This window comes from Xanthomonas sp. DAR 80977 (genome assembly GCF_041240605.1).
Lineage (GTDB): Bacteria > Pseudomonadota > Gammaproteobacteria > Xanthomonadales > Xanthomonadaceae > Xanthomonas_A > Xanthomonas_A bundabergensis.
Genome location: NZ_CP162487.1, coordinates 4,616,286 through 4,631,539 on the forward strand (window position 1 = coordinate 4,616,286; position 15,254 = coordinate 4,631,539).

Genomic DNA, 15,254 nt, shown 5'->3' on the forward strand with positions numbered 1-15,254 from the left:
CCGTCGCGGCGGCGGCACTGCCGCCGCCGCGATCGCGCACGTCAGCTGGCGATGCGCAGGATCGGCTTGAGGGTGACGCCGCTGCTGCTGTCGGCGGCCGCTTCGTTGATCTGCGCCAACGGATAGAACTTCACCAGCTTGTCGAACGGGAAGCGGCCCTGCTGGTAGAGCGTCACCAGCTGCGGAATGAACACCTGCGGCACGCTGTCGCCCTCGACGATGCCGCGGATGCTGCGCCCGCCCAGCAGCAGGTTGTTGACGTCGAACTCGGCCTTGGTGCCGAGCTTGGGCGCGCCGACCACGCCGATCGTGCCGAGCCCGCCCAGCGCCTCGATACCGAGCGCCAGTACGTCCGGACGCCCGGTGGATTCCAGCGCGAAGTCGGCGCCGCCGCTGGTGATCGCGCGCACCGCCTCGACCAGGTCGCCCTCGCGGCTGTCGATCGTGTGGGTGGCGCCTAGTTCCATGGCCAGCTCCAGCCGCGATGGCACCACGTCCACGGCGACGATGCAGGTGGCGCCGGCCACCCGCGCCGCCATCACCGCGCTGAGTCCGACCGCGCCGGCGCCGAACGCCACGAAGCTGCTGCCGGGTCGCACCTTCAACGCATTGATCACCGCGCCGGCGCCGGTCTGGATGCCGCAGCCGAGCGGGCCGAGCAATTCCAGCGGCGCATCGTGCGGCACCTTGACCGCGTTGTTCTCGCGCGCCAGCGCATAGGTGGCGAACGAGGACTGGGCGAAGAAGTGGTCGTGCAGCGGCTGCCCCTGCAGGTCCTCGATGGCGGTGTGGCCATGCGCGTCGCCGCCGCCGAAATTGCGCGGAAAGAACTCCTTGCAGTACGCGCCATGGCCGCCGTCGCAGGGATTGCAGTGGCCGCAGGCGCCGTAGGTCAGCACCACGTGGTCGCCGACCTGCAGCGCCTTGACGTTGGGGCCGAGCGCCTCGACCACGCCGGCGCCCTCGTGGCCGAGCACCGCCGGCAGCGGTACCGGGTAGTACTGGTCGCGCACGATCAGGTCGGTATGGCACAGGCCGGTGGCCACCACCCGCACCAGCACCTCGTCGTCCTGCGGCGCGCGGATGCGCGCCTGCTCGATGCTGAAGGGCTGTTGCGGCGCGCGCGCCACCGCCACGGTGATCTGGCGATTGCTGGTTGTTGCGTTCATCGGGAATGTCTCCTGGGATTCAAAGCGGATAGGCGGGCGCTGTGCCCTTGACGGTCAGCCACTGCCACTGGGTGAATTCCTCCCAGTTGGCCGGGCCGCCGATGCTGCTGCCGTTGCCCGACGCGCCGACGCCGCCGAACGGATTGATGACCTCGTCGTTGACGGTCTGGTCGTTGATGTGCAGCAGGCCGGTACGCAGCTGCTCGCCCAGCGCCAGCGCGCGGCCGACGTCGGCCGAGAGGACCGCCATCGACAGGCCGTACTCGGTGTCGTTGGCCAGGGCGACGGCCTCGGCGTCGGTGTCGAACGGCACCACCACCGCGACCGGGGCGAAGATCTCCTCGCGGAACGCCGGATTGTCGGGACCGACGTCGCTGAGCACGGTCGGCTCGAAGAACAGCTCGCGGTAGCCGCCGCCGGCGGCGACGGTGGCGCCGGCCTGGCGCGCGGCCGCGACCAGCGCCGCGGCGTGGTCGCGCTGGGCCGCGTTGATCAGCGGCCCGAGCGCGACCTGGCCGCTGGCCGGATCGCCGACGCTCAGGCTGTTGGCCTTGGCGACCAGCCGCTCCACGAAGCGCGGGTAGAGCGCGCGCTGCACCAGCACGCGGCCGGTGGACATGCAGATCTGGCCCTGGTGCAGATACGCGCCCCAGGCGGTGTTGGCGATCGCCAGGTCCAGGTCGGCATCGTCGAGCACGATCAGCGAGTTCTTGCCGCCCAGTTCCAGCGACACCTTCTTCAGGTGCCGGCTGGCCGCCTCGCCGACCTTGCGCCCGGCCGCGGTGGAGCCGGTGAACTGGATCATCGCCACGTGCGGGTCGGCGGTCAGCGCCGCGCCGGCGGCACCGTCGCCGGGCAGCACGTGCAGCACGCCGGCCGGCAAGCCGGCCAGTTCGAAAAGCCGCGCGATGACCACGCCGCCGCACACCGCGGTGCGCGGATCGGGCTTGAGCACCACCGCGTTGCCCAGGGCCAGCGCCGGCGCCACCGCGCGCATGGCCAGGTACAGCGGGAAGTTGAACGGCGCGATGACCCCGACCACCCCGAGCGGGCGCCGCCGCGCCAGGCTCAGCCGCCCGGGCGTGGACGGCAGCACCTCGCCGACGCTGTGCGACGGCAGCGCCGCCGCCTCGTGCAGCGCGGTCGCGCACAGGCTCGCCTCGAAGCCGGCCTTGCCCTGGGTGGAACCGCTCTCGCGCACGATCCAGTCGGCGATCTCCGGCAGGAACCGCTCGGCCAGTTGCGCGGCCTTGCGCAACACCTGCGTGCGCTGCGCATACGGCGCCGCGGCCCAGGCGCGCTGTGCCTGCGCCGCCGCGGCGGCGGCCGCGGCGATCTGCGCCGGGCCGGCCAGGCCGATACGGCCCAGGACCTGGCCGGTGGCCGGCTCGATCGCCTCGGCGCCGTCCGCGGCCGCCTGCCATTGGCCGCCGAACAAGGCCCCGTGCCAGAAATCGCCCTGCAAGAAAATACTGTCGCTCATCGCTGTTTCCTCTTGGTGTCCACTGCCTGGAATCGGCGCGGCGACGGCCGCGCCGACCGTGTCGTCATGCCAGCCGCGCGCGCAGGAACGCGCCGGCGTACTCGATCGCCTGTACCGCCGCCGGCAGTACCCCGGCCATCTCGACGAAGCCGTGCACCATGCCCGGCAACTCGACGTACTCCACCGCCCCGCCGGCTGCGCGCAGGGCCTCGGCGTAGCGGCGGCCGTCGTCGCGCAGCACGTCGCAGGCGCCGGCATAGATCAGTGCCGGCGGCAGGCCGCGCAGGTCCGGCGCGCGCAGCGGCGATAGCCGCGGATCGCGGGTGTCGAAAGCGGCCACGAACGGATCCGACATCGCCTGCATCAGCGCCAGGGTCAGCGGCGGCACCGCGCCGTTCTCGCGCCGCGACGGGAATTCGCGCGCCGCCGGCGACAGGTCGGTGGACGGGTAGAACAGCACCTGCGCGCGCAGCGCCACCTCGCCGCGCAGTTGCTGGCAGGCCACCGCCGCCAGGCTGCCGCCGGCGCTGTCGCCGGCCACCGCCAGGCGCTGCGCGTCCAGGTCCAGTGCGCCGGCCTGCGCGGCCAGCCAGCGGATCGCCGCGACCACATCCTGCGGGCCGGCCGGGGCCGGATGTTCCGGCGCCAGGCGGTAGCCCACGCCCACCACCGCGCAGCCGGCCGCCTGCGCCAGCCGCCGGCAGACCTTGTCGTGGCTGTCCAGGTCGCCTACCGACCAGCCACCGCCATGCAGATAGACGACGGCCGCATGCGCCGTTTGCGGGCGGGCGACAGGCAGGTACAGCCGCAGCGGGATCGGCCCGGCCGGGCCGTCGGCAGCCAGGTCGCGGACCTGCGCCACCGGCAACGGCTCGCCGCCCAGCAGCACGCCGATCTGGCGGTAGGCCTGGCGCATCTCCGGGATCGGCAACGCTTCCAGCGCCGGCGCGCCGCTGGCGGCCATGCCGCCGAGCGCCGCCAGCACGTCCGGCGCCAGCCGCGAGGGATCGAACGGATCTGTCTGCATTGCCTTGGCTCCACGATGGGGTCGCATCATTCGGGTTCATGCCGGCACGGTGCCGGCGCGCGTGGGCGCGCGCCGGCGGCCACGCTCGCACGCGCACGGGGCTGGTCGGTCGCGAGCATGTCCGGGTCGCGCAGGATGCTGCGCATCAGCCGCGCCGCCTGCGCCGCTTCGGCCTGCAGATCGTGTTGCCAGATCCAGTCGAAACGCGTGGCCAGCGTGCGCGCCAGTGCGCCGCTGTCGCCACCGACCCGGCCGTCGCGCAGTTCGTACAGGTCGCCCGCCTCGCGCGAGCTGCGCTGCACGCGGCAGGCGCGCGGTCGCCGCACCTGGTCGTAGGCCTGCAGCAACGCAGGCAGGTCGCCGCGGCGCAATGCCGGGTCGGCCAGCAGATGCGCCAGCAGATACGCGTCCTCCAGGCCCTGCCCGGCACCGGCGCCCTGGTGCGGCAGCATCGCGTGCGCGGCATCGCCGATCAGCGCGAGACGGCCATGCGCATAGGCCGGCAGTTCGGCCAGGTCGTGCAGCGCCCAATGGGTGGGCGCGTCGATGCACTCCAACAGCGTCCGCGCGGCGATGCCCCAGCCGGCGAACGCCTGCAGCATCTCGCGGCGGCTGGCTTCGCGCACCCACGCCTGTCCGGCCGGCCACTGCGGGGCGGGTTCGCCGCGGTCGGACACGAACGCCACCACGTTGATCAGGCGCCCGCGCTTGATCGGAAAGGTCAGGATGTGGGCGTCCATGCCCAGGTACATCTGCGGCACGTCCGCCAACCGCGTGTCCACACCCTGCACGGCGAAGGCCGCGCGCAGGCGGCCGCTGTCGATCATGCCGCGGTAGGCGCAGGTGCCGGTGAAGCGCGGCGCGGCCGCGGCATGGCCCAGCGCCTGCAGCAATGGACCGCGCAGGCTGGACTTGATGCCGTCGGCGGCGATCAACAGGTCGCCCCGGTAGCGGCTGCCGTCGGCGAAGACCGCATGCACCGCGCCGGCGTCCTGCGCGATGCGCTCGGCACGCTTGCCGAAATTGGCGAGCCCGGGCGGCAGGCGCGCGGCCAACGCATCGAGGAAGTCGGCGCGATGCACCGAGGACTGCCCCACCCCGGGCGCGCAGGTGCTGCCGATCAGCTGCGCATCCTCGCCGCGGCGCCATTCGAACCAGACATCCTGCCATGGCGGCGGGGTGCGGTCGGCGAGTTCGGTGTAGGCCTCGGCCATGCCCAGCCCGGCCAGCGCGCGCACCGCGTTGGGCCCGAACGAGACCCCCGCGCCGATCTCGCCGAAGGCCGCGGCCGATTCGAACAATTGCACGTCGAGATGGCGGTGCCGGCACAGGCCCAGGGCCAGGCCGACCCCGGCGATGCCGCCGCCGACGATGCCGATGCGCAGGGAAGAAGCCGTGGCGTCCATCGTGTCTCCTGGATTCGATCGCGGCCGGCGAGGCGGAACATGCCGGCCGGCGGCAGGGTTGCTCTGAAGCAGACGCGCGACTGCCGGGCAGGGGCCGTCGTGCGTGCTGCGGGCGCTGCATCGCCGGAGGCTCGCCGCCGGATCGATGTGGCGATGGAACCGCCTGCGGCGGCATTGCTCAGCCCTGGTCGCCGCCTCCGACCGGCAGCACCGTGCCGGTGATGTAGGAGGCCTCGTCCGAGGCCAGGAACAGGATCGCCGCGGCCTGCTCGTCGAGCGTGCCGTAGCGCTTCATCAGGCTCGATTCGAGCGTCTGCGCGACGATCTGCCGGTACCACGCCTGCTCCTGCGCGCTCTGCGCATCCGGGTTGCGCGGCACGCGCCGCGGCGGCGCCTCGGTGCCGCCCGGCGCCACCGCGTTGACGCGGATGCCGTGCCCGGCATGTTCGAACGCCAGGCACGCGGTCAGCGCGTTGACGCCGCCCTTGGCCGCGCCGTAGGGCACCCGGTGCAGGCTGCGGGTGGCCACGGACGAGACATTGACGATGGCCCCGCCGCCCTGCGCGATCAGATACGGCAACACCGCGCGGCAGCCCCACAGCGCCGGGAACAGCGAGCGCCGCACTTCGGCTTCGATCTGCTCCGGCGCGTAATGCTGGAACGGCTGCGCCCAGATGGTGCCGCCGACGTTGTTGACCAGCACGTCGATGCGGCCCATGCGCGCGTGCGCGAAGGCCATGGCGCGCGCGTTCTCCGGGTAGTGCTCCAGGTCGGCGGCCAGCGTGGCGACCTCGGCCGGGGCCAGCGCCTGCTCCAGTTCGGCCACGTGCGCGGCGCGATCCACCAACACCAGCCGCGCGCCTTCGGCGGCGGCGCGCTCGGCCACGCGGCGGCCGATGCCCTGGGCCGCGCCGGTGACCACCACGACCTTGCCGGCGAAGCGTGCGCTCACGCGGCCCGCTCCTGCGCCGGCGCGGCGGCGCTGGGCGTGAACTTCTCGTAGTGGAAGCTGGCCGGCGCCAGGCCGATGCTGCGGAAATGCGCGCGCACCGCCTCGACCATCGGTGGCGGGCCGCACAGGTACACATCCACGTCGCCGTCGTGCAGAACGTGCGCCGGCAGGTGCTCGGTGACGTAGCCGGTGCGCGGATGCGCGGCGCCAGGGTCGACCACGCAGGTGTCGTAGCTGAACCAGGCCAGCCGCTCGGCGAAGGCCTGCAGGCGCTCGAGCAGGACCAGGTCGGCGCCGCGGGTCACGCCGTACATCAGGTGCACCGGATGCGCGCAGCCGCGGGCCTCCAGTTGCGCAAGCATCGACAGGAACGGCGCCAGGCCGGTGCCGCCGGCCAGCATCAGCAGCGGCCGCGCCACCTCGCGCAGGTAGAAACTGCCGAGCGGCCCGCTCAGCTCCAGTACCTGCCCCGGCCGGGCCGTGTCCAGGAAGCCGCTCATCAGGCCGCCGGGCACGCGCCGGATCAGGAAGCTCAGCGCCGCCGCGCCGGGGGCGGAACTGAAGGAATACGCACGCACCTGCCCGCTGCCGGGCACGGCGATGTTGACGTACTGGCCGGGCAGGAACGCGGGGACGTCGCCGATCGCGTCCAGCCTCAGTTCCAGCGCGGCGTCGGCGTGCGCGACCACCTCCGCGACGGCGGCCTGGAAGCGCGCGCTGCCGGTCTTGCATGCGATCGAGGTCGCCGGCACCGCCAGCGCGCAATCCGAACGCGGCCGCATCTGGCAGGTCAGCACCAGGCCGGCGGCGGCCTCCCCGGCGCTCAGCGCGTCCTCGATGTAGTCCTCGCCCAGGTCGTAGCGCCCGCTCTCGGCGCGGCACTTGCAGGTGCCGCAGACGCCGTCGGCGCAGTCCATCGGCAGGTTGATCCTGTTGCGGAAGGCGGCGTCGAGCACTTTCTCGCCGTCGTTGCAGTCGACGAAGCGGGTGACCCCGTCTTCGAAATTCAGCGCGATGCGGTAGGACATGGCGGTTGCTCGCAGTGGCGTGCCGGTCAGACGTGGTAGACGTCGACGACCTGGCGGATGTAGTCGTTCTTCAGCACGATCGTCTTGCGCGCGATGCGCAGCGCGTCGCCGTGCCTGCGCAAGGTGAGCAGCATCGTCCCGAAGAACTGGTCGGTGACCTTGTAGCGGTGGCTGAGGGTGTGGAAGTTGTAGCGGACCTCGATCTCCTCGCCGCGCTCGGCCAGCACCTCGACGTTGGCCACGCTGTGGCTGGTGCGCGGTTCCGGCGTGGACGCGCCGGAGCGCTCGGTCTTGATCCGGAACACGCGGTCCTCCAGCCCGGAACGGTCGGCGTAGTAGATCAGCGAGATCTGCGACTGCGGGTCTTCGGTGAGCCGGTCGTCGTCGTCCCAGGCCGGCATCCAGTAGATCGCGTCCTCGGCATACAGCGTCAGCCATTCGTCCCATTGGCGGTCGTCGAGCAGGCGCGCCTCGCGGTACAGGAACGCGCAGATCGCGTGGTGGTCGGTGCTCATGCCGCGCACGCCCGTTCCTGCGCGAGCGCCTCGCGCATCGCCGCGGCCCAGTATGCGTGCTGGCGCACGAACAGGCCTTCGTCCTCGCTGCGCTCGCCGGACAGCAGCGGCGCCAGCCCCATCCGCCGCGCGTTCTCGTCCGGGCCGTCGATCCACAGCGGCGCGCCGCGGCTGAGGTCGTTCCACGGCGCCGCGCTGCCGGCGTAGCCCGCCTGGCAGGCACGGAACTCCTCCAGGTCGTCGGCGGTGCCCATGCCGGAGACGTTGAAGAAATCCTCGTACTGGCGGATGCGGGTGGCGCGGTCGCGCGCGCTCTCGCCCTTCGGCGCGAAGCAGAAGATGCTGACCTCGGTCCTGTCCACGTCGATCGGCCGGGTGACGCGGATCTGGGTGGAGAACTGGTCCATCAGGAACAGATTCGGATACAGGCACAGGTTGCGGGTCTGCTCGACGATGAAACCGGCGCGTTCGGCGCCCAGCCGCTGCGCGAGTTCCTCGCGCTGGCGATACACCGGGCGCACCTCCGGGTTCATGGTCTTGGTCCACAGCAGGATGTGGCCGTTCTCGAAGCCGTACACGCCGGCCACGCTCCTGCTCCAGCCGCTGGCATCGACCGCCTGGGTGCCTTCCTGCTTGCGCCGGCCCATGGTGGCCGCGTAGTTCCAGTGCACGGTGCTGACGTGGTAACCGTCGCAGCCGTTCTCCATCTGCAGTTTCCAGTTGCCGTCGTAGATGTAGGACGAATTGCCGCGCAGCACCTCCAGCCCGTCCGGCGCCTGGTCGACGATCTGGTCGACGATCAGCCGCGCCTGGCCCAGGAACTGCTCCAGCGGCGCCACGTCCTCGCGCAGGCTGCCGAACAGGAAACCGCGATAGCTCTCGAAGCGCGGCACGCGCTTGAGGTCGTGGGCGCCGTCCTGGCCGAACTGCGGCGGGTACTGGGTGGTCTTCTCGTCCTTGACCTTCAGCAGCTTGCCGCTGTTGGAAAAGGTCCAGCCATGGAACGGACAGGTGAAGCTGCCCTTGTTGCCGTGCTTGCGCCGGCACAGCATCGCGCCGCGGTGCGCGCAGGCGTTGATCACCGCGTGCAGCTGCCCGCTCTTGTCGCGGGTGATCACCACCGGCTGGCGGCCGATGTAGGTGGTGTAGTAGTCGTTGGCGTTGGGGATCTGGCTCTCGTGCGCCAGGTATACCCAGTTGCCTTCGAAGATGTGCTTCATCTCCAGCTCGAACAGGTCGGCGTTGGTGAAGATGTCGCGGCGGCAGCGGAACCTGCCGGCGGCGTGGTCGTCCTGGACGGCGCTGGCGAGCAAGGCGTCGAGCGCAGTCGCTTTGTCGATGACGGCGGACATGGCGTTGTCTCCTGGAAGGAAGGCGGCGGCGGGCGGCGCGGCGCCAGCGAGCCGCAGCGGTGACCGATGCAGGGCGATGCGCGCGGCGGCCGCCCTGCGTGGCGACGGGAACTAGGCGGCGGCGGCGCGCCGGCGCAGCGGATTGGCCTGGTTGTCGACGCCGTCCACCAGTTCGGTGAGGCGGAAATCGAAACGGATCTCGGCGTACGGCCCGGACAGGCCGTTGGCCTCGATGCCGGCCCGGTCGTTGCGCTCCACCAGGTCCGGCACCAGGCCGTCGCGGGTGGCGTAGGCGAAGTCGTCGTTGACCAGCGGATCGCCGGCGATGTTGATCTGGGTGGTCAGCTTGCGGTGGCCGTCGGCGCCGACGAAGAAGTGGATGTGGGCCGGGCGCTGGCCATGCCGGCCGAGCGCGAACAGCAGTTGCTCGGTCGGGCTGCCCGGCGGCACGCCGTAGCCCTTCGGCACGATGCTCTGGAAGCGGTAGCGGCCCTGCGCGTCGGCGACGATGGTGCGGCGCATGTTGAACGGCGCCTGCTTGCCGGTGGGGTCGAAGTGGGAATAGAACCCGCGGGTGTCGCAGTGCCACACCTCCACCGTCGCGCCGGGCAGCGGTTCGCCCCGCTCGCCGTACACGGTGCCGTGCATGACCAGCGGATGGCCGTTCTCGTCGCTGCCGTCGTCGAGGCGGGCGAAGCCGTGCGCCACCGGCGCGCCGGCCACGTACAGCGGCCCCTCGATGGTGCGCGGGGTCGGATTGGCGATGCCCAGTTCGGCGTCGATGGCGTCCAGGCGCAGGTCCAGGAAGTGGTCCAGACCCAGCCCGGGCGAGATCAGCCCGGCCTGGCCGGCCGCGCCCAGGTCGTTGAACCAGGCGATCGCGGTCCAGTACTCGTCGGGCGTGACCTGCAGATCGTCGATGGCCTTGAACAGGTCCGACAGCACGCGATGCACGATCTGCTTCACCCGCGCATCGCCGGCCGCCTGGTCCAGGCCGCCGACCTTGCGCAGGAAATCCTGCACCTCCCGGGTCTCGAAGATCTTGACGCTCATCGTGGTGTTCCTTCTCTGCTCATGGTTGCGTTGGCTGCCTTGAGACGTTCCCCTCCCGAGGACACGCCCGTGGTCCGGGTCTAGCGATCGTCCGGGTACAGCGAGGACGGATGTCGGCACAGCGGCATGACCGCGATGCGCATGTAGGGGAACAGCGGCAGCGACAGCAGCAGCGCGTGCAGTTCCGCGTTGTCGGCCACGTCGAACACGCTGACGTTGGCGTACTGCCCGACCACCCGCCAGATGTGGCGCCACTGGCCGCTGCGCTGCAGTTCCTGGAAGCGCGCCTTCTCCTGTTCCTTGAGCTGCGCGGCCCGCTCCGGCGGCATGTCGCCCGGCAGGTTCACTTCCATGCTGACGTGGAACAACATGCTCATTCCTCCATGCCGGCGGCGGCCGGCACCATGACGCGGCGGCGATCGCGGCGGAACGCGTCCACCCGCGCCTCGTCCAGGGCGATGCCCAGGCCCGGCCCGCGCGGCAGCTGCAGGTGGAAATCCTCGTAGCGCAGCGGCTCGGCGAGGATGTCCTCGGTCAGCAGCAAGGGACCGAACAGTTCGGTGCCCCACTGCAGGTTGGCGAAGGTGGCGAAGGCGTGGGCCGAGGCGATGCTGCCGATCGCCCCTTCCAGCATCGTCCCGCCGTACAGCCCGATCCCGGCGGCGTCGGCGATCGCGGCGACCTTCTGCGCGGCGAACAGGCCGCCGGATTGCTCGATCTTCACCGCGAACACGTCGGCGGCGCCGCGCCGCGCCGCCTCGAAGGCGCTGTCCGGACCGCTCAGCATCTCGTCGGCCATCAACGCGATCGGAAAGCGGCGCATCAGCCGTTTCATCGCCGCCAGCGACGCCACCGGCTGCTCGGCCAGTTCGCAGCCGGCGTCGGCCAGCGCCGGCAAGGCGCGCACCGCCTCGGCCTCGCTCCAGGCCATGTTGACGTCCACGCGCACCGCCGCGCGCGCGCCCAGCGCGCGCTTGATCGCGGCCACATGCGCCACGTCCTCGGCGACCGTGCGCGTGCCGATCTTCAGCTTGAACACGTTGTGCCTGCGCGCGGCGAGCATGCGCTCGGCCTCGGCGATGTCGCGCGCGGTGTCGCCGGAGGCCAGCGTCCACGCCACCGGCAGGCGCTCGCGCAGGCGCCCGCCCAGCAGTTCGGACACCGGCAGCCCGACGCGCTTGCCGTGCGCGTCCAGCAGCGCGGTCTCGATCGCGCACTTGGCGAAATGGTTGCCCTTGACCAGGCCGCCGACGCGTTGCATCAGCGCCTGCACCGCGCTCGCGCCGGCGCCGACGAGTACCGGCGCGATGTAGCGGTCGATCGCCAGCTGCATGCCTTCCGGGCTCTCCGCGCCATAGGCCAGCCCGGCGATGGTGGTGCCCTCGCCCAGCCCGACGATGCCGTCGCTGCAGTGCACGCGCACCAGCATCAGGGTCTGCCCGCGCATCGTCGCCACCGACAGGCGGTGCGGGCGGATCGTGGGCAGGTCGAGCAGCAGCGTTTCGACGCGTTCGATGCGCGGCGCGGTGGACGGGAGCGTGGCGTGGGTGGCGTGCATGGCGCCGATTCTTGGCCCGCGGCGGCCGCGCCGTCCAAGACTGAATGCGTCACCCTTCCATACCTTCAGGCTATAGTAGGCCCGCAAATGCCGGTTTCATTCGGATGCTGCAGCACAGCATGCCCTGAACGGCATATTCACTTTCCTCCTGGCGACCGCCTCCATGGACCTGCGCCAACTGCGCTATTTCGTCGCCGTCGCCCGCGAGCGCAACTTCACCCGCGCCGCGGAAACCCTGCACATGGCGCAGCCGCCGCTGAGCCGGCAGATCCAGCAGATCGAGCAGCAACTGGGCGTGCCGCTGCTGGTGCGGCGCAGCCGGCCGCTGCGGCTGACCGATGCCGGGCGCCTGTTCTACGAGGAAGCGCTGCAGGTACTCGGGCGGGTCGAGCAGATGACCGAGGCCGCGCGCCGGATCGGCCGCAGCGAGCGCCGCGTGGCCTCGATCGGCTTCGTCGCCTCCACCCTGTACGGCGGCCTGCCCACGGTGGTGCGGCGCCTGCGCCAGGTGCGTCCTGACCTGGAGGTGCGCCTGGTCGAGCTGATGTCCAGCCAGCAGGTGGAAGCGCTGAAGGAAGGCCGCATCGACCTGGGCTTCGGCCGCGTGCGCAGCAGCGACCAGCATGTCGAGCGCCTGGTGCTGCGCGAGGAACGCCTGGTGGCCGCGATCCCGATCGCGCACCCGCTGGCCGCGCAGGACACGCCGCTGCCGCCGGCCGCGCTGGCCGGGCAACGCCTGCTGCTGTATCCCAACCATCCGCGCCCCAGCTTCGCCGACCAGGTGCTGTCGCTGCTGCAGGACCACGGCGTGCACCCCAGCGAACTGCAGGAAGTGCGCGAACTGCAGACCGCGCTGGGCCTGGTCGCCGCCGAGAGCGGCATCTGCCTGATTCCGGCATCGGCGCGGTTCATGCGCAACGACCTGCGCTACCGGCTGATCGACGACGAACACGCGACCTCGCCGATCATCATGAGCTATCGCCGCAACGACGATTCCGGCCTGGTGGAACTGACCAAGCAGCTGATCCGCGACATGTACGCCGAACATCCGCCGTGGCTGGACATCTCCTACAACCGCTGGCACGCGCCCTGACGCGCCATCCCCACCGAGCCGCCGCGGCGCATCCGGCATACACTTGCGCCCCGCGTCCGCCGGCCCGCGCCGGTACGCGCCGCCCCCTCGCCCAAGCCGACGCCATGGACTCCACGATTTCCGCTGCCGCCCCCGACCCGATCGCATTGACCCGGCAATGGCTGGAACGCGCGGTGATCGGCCTGAACCTGTGCCCGTTCGCCAAGGCGGTGCACGTCAAGCAGCAGATCCGCTACGTGCTCAGCGACGCGACCACGCCCGAGGCCTTGCTGGAAGAGTTGAGCGAGGAACTGCTGTTGCTGCGCGACACCCCGGCCGAGCAGATCGACACCACGTTGATCGTGCATCCGCAGGTGCTGGAGGATTTTCTCGACTACAACGATTTCCTGGACAACGCCGACGCGGCGGTGGACGCGCTGGACCTGCACGGCGTCCTGCAGGTGGCCAGCTTCCATCCGCACTACCAGTTCGCCGGCACCGCGCCGGACGACATCGGCAACTACACCAACCGCGCGCCCTTCCCCACCCTTCACCTGCTGCGCGAGGACAGCGTCGAACGCGCGGTGGCCGCGTTCCCGGACGCGGACGTGATCGTGGAGCGCAATCTGCAGACCTTGGAGAAGCTGGGACTGGATGGCTGGAAGCGCTTGTTCGAGAGCCGGGATTCGTGATTCGTGATTCGGGATTCGGGATTCGGGATTGGTAACAGCGTAAGCGGCAGCGCACAGCCACCGCTCTTGCGAATCCCGAATCCCTAATCCCTAATCCCCACTCCCGGCCCCAAACACCTCCGCCAGATCCGCCGCGTCCAGCGCGCGCCATTTCCCGGCGGGCAGCGCCTCCTCCAGCGCGAAGCCGCCGATGCGGCTGCGGTGCAGCGCGACCACGTGGTTGCCGACCGCGGCGAACATGCGCCGCGCCTGGTGGTAGCGGCCTTCGTACAGGGTGACGCGCGCCTGGCGCGGACCCAGCACTTCCAATTGCACCGGCAGCAGCGGCGTGGTCTCGCCGTCCAGCAGCAACGTGCCGCTGGCGAACTGCGCCGCCTCGTCGCCGCGCAGGTCCTCGGCCAGGGTCGCTTCGTAGACCTTGGCCAGCTGCGATTTCGGCGAGACGATGCGGTGCAGCAGCGCGCCGTCGTCGGTCATCAGCAGCAGGCCGCTGGTGTCGCGATCCAAGCGCCCGACCGTGGACAGCAGCGGCGAACGCAGGCGAAATCGCGGCGGCAGCAGGTCGTAGACGATGCGTCCCGGGTCCTTGGTCGAGCAGGTGTAGCCGATCGGCTTGTGCAGCGCCAGGATCAGCCCCGGCGCCGGGTCCAGCGCCTCGCCGTCGACCCGGATCGCCGCATGCGCGACCTGGTCGTCGGCGTACAGCACCTCGCCGTCGGCATCGGTGATGCGGCCTTCGCGGAACATCAGCGCGACCTGCTTGCGGCTGCCGTAGCCCAGGTTGGCCAGGTGCTTGACCAGCTTCACCGGCGCACCGTGGCGCGCGCGCGGACCGCCAGGATCAGCTTGAAGCCGTCGCGGGTGGCGATCACCGAGGTCTCGCCGAAGCTGGCATCGAGCACCGCCTCGTAGGGCAGGTGCCGGTTGGCGACCAGATACAGCTTGCCGCCGGGCTTGAGCGCCTGCGCGGCCACGGCGATGAAGCGGCGGCCGATGTCCGGGCGCTCCATGCGCCCGGGCGCGTGGAATGGCGGATTGCTGACGATGAAGTCGTACTGCGCCGGCAGCCCGGTAGTCACGTCGTGCCAGTGGTAGCCGAGCTCCACCGCGGCCGGCGCCTGCGTCAGGTTCGCCCGGGCCAGCGCCAGCGCGCGCGCATCGGCCTCGAACAGGTCCAGCGCGGCGATCTTCGGGCAACGCGCCAGCAATTCCGCCGACAGATAGCCGTAGCCGGCGCCCAGGTCGGCGCCGCGACCGGCCAGGTCGGCCGGCAGGTGCTCGGCCAGCAGCGCCGAGGCCGGATCGATGCGGTCCCAGGCGAACACGCCGGGACGGCTGCGGAAGCGCCCGTCCAGGATCGGCCGCGGCGCGTCCAGCTTCGCCCAGCGCTGCTGCAGCGCGGCGTCGTGGCCGCCGTGCAGCGGCGCGGTCCAGTACACGCGGCAATGGTGCTTGGTCAGCTTGCCGCCCAGGCCGGCCAGTTGCTGCAGGTCGTCCTCGCCGGAGCGGGCGCCCTCGTTGTTGGACTGGCAGGCGACCACGATGCCGCCCGGCGCGGCCAGCGCCACCGCGCGCGCCAGCAGCGCCCGCGCCTCGTCGCGCTGCCGCGGCGGCAGCACCAGCACCAGCGCATAGCCGCCGGCATCGTCGTGGTCGGCGGCATCCTCGGCGCGGACCTGCCAGCCGCCCTGCTGCAGGGCGGTCGCGAACGGGCGGTAGCCCTGCTCGCAGACCAGTTGCGCCGGCTGCGCGTGCTGGCGCAGCGCCCAGCCGTCGCGCGCGCGCAGGAACAGCACCTTGCCGGCCGGCCAGCGCAGCGCGCCCTGGGCGAACGGCAGGAACAGGGTGTCGAGGGGAGCGTCTTGCAGAGCCGGCATCGGGATCGGGTTCGGACAGGGAACGCGCATTCTACCGGCAGCCCGGCGCCTGCCCGGTTTTGCGCCAAGT

At 71.4% G+C, this 15,254-nt stretch carries 15 protein-coding genes; 2 read left to right on the plus strand and 13 right to left on the minus strand.

All coding sequences use genetic code 11. From position 1 onward, the window contains the following. Positions 1 to 41: 41 nt before the first annotated feature. From AB3X10_RS19605 to AB3X10_RS19655, 11 genes are all read right to left on the minus strand, one after another. Complete coding sequence (locus AB3X10_RS19605; protein ID WP_369977079.1) at positions 42 to 1,169, minus strand: NAD(P)-dependent alcohol dehydrogenase; 1,128 nt, start codon at positions 1,167 to 1,169, stop codon at positions 42 to 44. 19 nt (positions 1,170 to 1,188) lie between these two features. Continuing rightward, positions 1,189 to 2,652 (minus strand): benzaldehyde dehydrogenase, encoded by a 1,464-nt coding sequence (locus AB3X10_RS19610; RefSeq protein WP_369977080.1) that lies wholly within the window; start codon positions 2,650 to 2,652, stop codon positions 1,189 to 1,191. Between the two features lie 64 nt (positions 2,653 to 2,716). Next, positions 2,717 to 3,679 carry an alpha/beta hydrolase gene (locus AB3X10_RS19615; protein ID WP_369977081.1) on the minus strand — a complete coding sequence of 321 codons (963 nt, stop codon included), beginning with the start codon at positions 3,677 to 3,679 and terminating at the stop codon, positions 2,717 to 2,719. A 26-nt stretch (positions 3,680 to 3,705) separates the two neighbouring features. Then, complete coding sequence (salA, locus tag AB3X10_RS19620; RefSeq protein ID WP_369977082.1) at positions 3,706 to 5,085, minus strand: salicylate 1-monooxygenase; 1,380 nt, start codon at positions 5,083 to 5,085, stop codon at positions 3,706 to 3,708. A 178-nt stretch (positions 5,086 to 5,263) separates the two neighbouring features. Continuing rightward, positions 5,264 to 6,037, minus strand: coding sequence for a 1,6-dihydroxycyclohexa-2,4-diene-1-carboxylate dehydrogenase (locus tag AB3X10_RS19625; protein ID WP_369977083.1), 774 nt, complete (start codon positions 6,035 to 6,037; stop codon positions 5,264 to 5,266). After that, the gene (gene benC, locus AB3X10_RS19630; RefSeq protein ID WP_369977084.1) at positions 6,034 to 7,065 is read right to left on the minus strand and encodes a benzoate 1,2-dioxygenase electron transfer component BenC; all 1,032 of its coding nucleotides are present in this window, start codon (positions 7,063 to 7,065) and stop codon (positions 6,034 to 6,036) included. The genes AB3X10_RS19625 and benC overlap by 4 nt, the downstream gene beginning before the upstream one ends. Before the next feature lie 26 nt (positions 7,066 to 7,091). Further along, positions 7,092 to 7,580, minus strand: a complete 489-nt coding sequence (gene benB / locus AB3X10_RS19635) for a benzoate 1,2-dioxygenase small subunit (protein ID WP_369977085.1) — start codon at positions 7,578 to 7,580, stop codon at positions 7,092 to 7,094. Beyond that, complete coding sequence (locus tag AB3X10_RS19640) at positions 7,577 to 8,932, minus strand: Rieske 2Fe-2S domain-containing protein (protein ID WP_369977086.1); 1,356 nt, start codon at positions 8,930 to 8,932, stop codon at positions 7,577 to 7,579. The genes benB and AB3X10_RS19640 overlap by 4 nt, the downstream gene beginning before the upstream one ends. Before the next feature lie 111 nt (positions 8,933 to 9,043). Then, the gene (gene catA / locus AB3X10_RS19645; RefSeq protein ID WP_369977087.1) at positions 9,044 to 9,985 is read right to left on the minus strand and encodes a catechol 1,2-dioxygenase; all 942 of its coding nucleotides are present in this window, start codon (positions 9,983 to 9,985) and stop codon (positions 9,044 to 9,046) included. Positions 9,986 to 10,065: 80 nt separating this feature from the next. Continuing rightward, positions 10,066 to 10,356 carry a muconolactone Delta-isomerase gene (gene catC, locus AB3X10_RS19650; RefSeq protein ID WP_369977088.1) on the minus strand — a complete coding sequence of 97 codons (291 nt, stop codon included), beginning with the start codon at positions 10,354 to 10,356 and terminating at the stop codon, positions 10,066 to 10,068. Between the two features lie 2 nt (positions 10,357 to 10,358). Then, positions 10,359 to 11,543, minus strand: a complete 1,185-nt coding sequence (locus AB3X10_RS19655; protein WP_369977089.1) for a muconate/chloromuconate family cycloisomerase — start codon at positions 11,541 to 11,543, stop codon at positions 10,359 to 10,361. A gap of 163 nt (positions 11,544 to 11,706) precedes the next feature. On the opposite strand from AB3X10_RS19655, the gene AB3X10_RS19660 reads away from it, so the two are divergent. Then, positions 11,707 to 12,636 (plus strand): LysR family transcriptional regulator, encoded by a 930-nt coding sequence (locus AB3X10_RS19660; RefSeq protein WP_369977090.1) that lies wholly within the window; start codon positions 11,707 to 11,709, stop codon positions 12,634 to 12,636. A 104-nt stretch (positions 12,637 to 12,740) separates the two neighbouring features. Then, positions 12,741 to 13,307 carry a DUF1415 domain-containing protein gene (locus AB3X10_RS19665; RefSeq protein ID WP_369977091.1) on the plus strand — a complete coding sequence of 189 codons (567 nt, stop codon included), beginning with the start codon at positions 12,741 to 12,743 and terminating at the stop codon, positions 13,305 to 13,307. 90 nt (positions 13,308 to 13,397) lie between these two features. Here the strand turns inward: AB3X10_RS19665 and AB3X10_RS19670 are convergent, their stop codons facing one another. Both AB3X10_RS19670 and AB3X10_RS19675 read right to left on the minus strand, forming a co-directional pair. Beyond that, the gene (locus AB3X10_RS19670) at positions 13,398 to 14,114 is read right to left on the minus strand and encodes a pseudouridine synthase (protein ID WP_369977092.1); all 717 of its coding nucleotides are present in this window, start codon (positions 14,112 to 14,114) and stop codon (positions 13,398 to 13,400) included. Next, positions 14,111 to 15,184 (minus strand): class I SAM-dependent methyltransferase, encoded by a 1,074-nt coding sequence (locus AB3X10_RS19675; RefSeq protein WP_369977093.1) that lies wholly within the window; start codon positions 15,182 to 15,184, stop codon positions 14,111 to 14,113. Before AB3X10_RS19675 ends, AB3X10_RS19670 begins: the two co-directional genes overlap by 4 nt. Between the last annotated feature and the right edge of the window lie 70 nt (positions 15,185 to 15,254).

What these genes read in the sequence shown, in the direction of transcription:
- AB3X10_RS19605 (WP_369977079.1), bottom strand. Translation starts at nt 1,169, where the DNA reads ATGAACGCAACAACCAGCAATCGCCAGATCACCGTGGCGGTGGCGCGC.
- AB3X10_RS19610 (WP_369977080.1), bottom strand. Translation starts at nt 2,652, where the DNA reads ATGAGCGACAGTATTTTCTTGCAGGGCGATTTCTGGCACGGGGCCTTG.
- AB3X10_RS19615 (WP_369977081.1), bottom strand. Translation starts at nt 3,679, where the DNA reads ATGCAGACAGATCCGTTCGATCCCTCGCGGCTGGCGCCGGACGTGCTG.
- salA (WP_369977082.1), bottom strand. Translation starts at nt 5,085, where the DNA reads ATGGACGCCACGGCTTCTTCCCTGCGCATCGGCATCGTCGGCGGCGGC.
- benC (WP_369977084.1), bottom strand. Translation starts at nt 7,065, where the DNA reads ATGTCCTACCGCATCGCGCTGAATTTCGAAGACGGGGTCACCCGCTTC.
- benB (WP_369977085.1), bottom strand. Translation starts at nt 7,580, where the DNA reads ATGAGCACCGACCACCACGCGATCTGCGCGTTCCTGTACCGCGAGGCG.
- AB3X10_RS19640 (WP_369977086.1), bottom strand. Translation starts at nt 8,932, where the DNA reads ATGTCCGCCGTCATCGACAAAGCGACTGCGCTCGACGCCTTGCTCGCC.
- catA (WP_369977087.1), bottom strand. Translation starts at nt 9,985, where the DNA reads ATGAGCGTCAAGATCTTCGAGACCCGGGAGGTGCAGGATTTCCTGCGC.
- catC (WP_369977088.1), bottom strand. Translation starts at nt 10,356, where the DNA reads ATGTTGTTCCACGTCAGCATGGAAGTGAACCTGCCGGGCGACATGCCG.
- AB3X10_RS19655 (WP_369977089.1), bottom strand. Translation starts at nt 11,543, where the DNA reads ATGCACGCCACCCACGCCACGCTCCCGTCCACCGCGCCGCGCATCGAA.
- AB3X10_RS19660 (WP_369977090.1), top strand. Translation starts at nt 11,707, where the DNA reads ATGGACCTGCGCCAACTGCGCTATTTCGTCGCCGTCGCCCGCGAGCGC.
- AB3X10_RS19665 (WP_369977091.1), top strand. Translation starts at nt 12,741, where the DNA reads ATGGACTCCACGATTTCCGCTGCCGCCCCCGACCCGATCGCATTGACC.
- AB3X10_RS19675 (WP_369977093.1), bottom strand. Translation starts at nt 15,184, where the DNA reads ATGCCGGCTCTGCAAGACGCTCCCCTCGACACCCTGTTCCTGCCGTTC.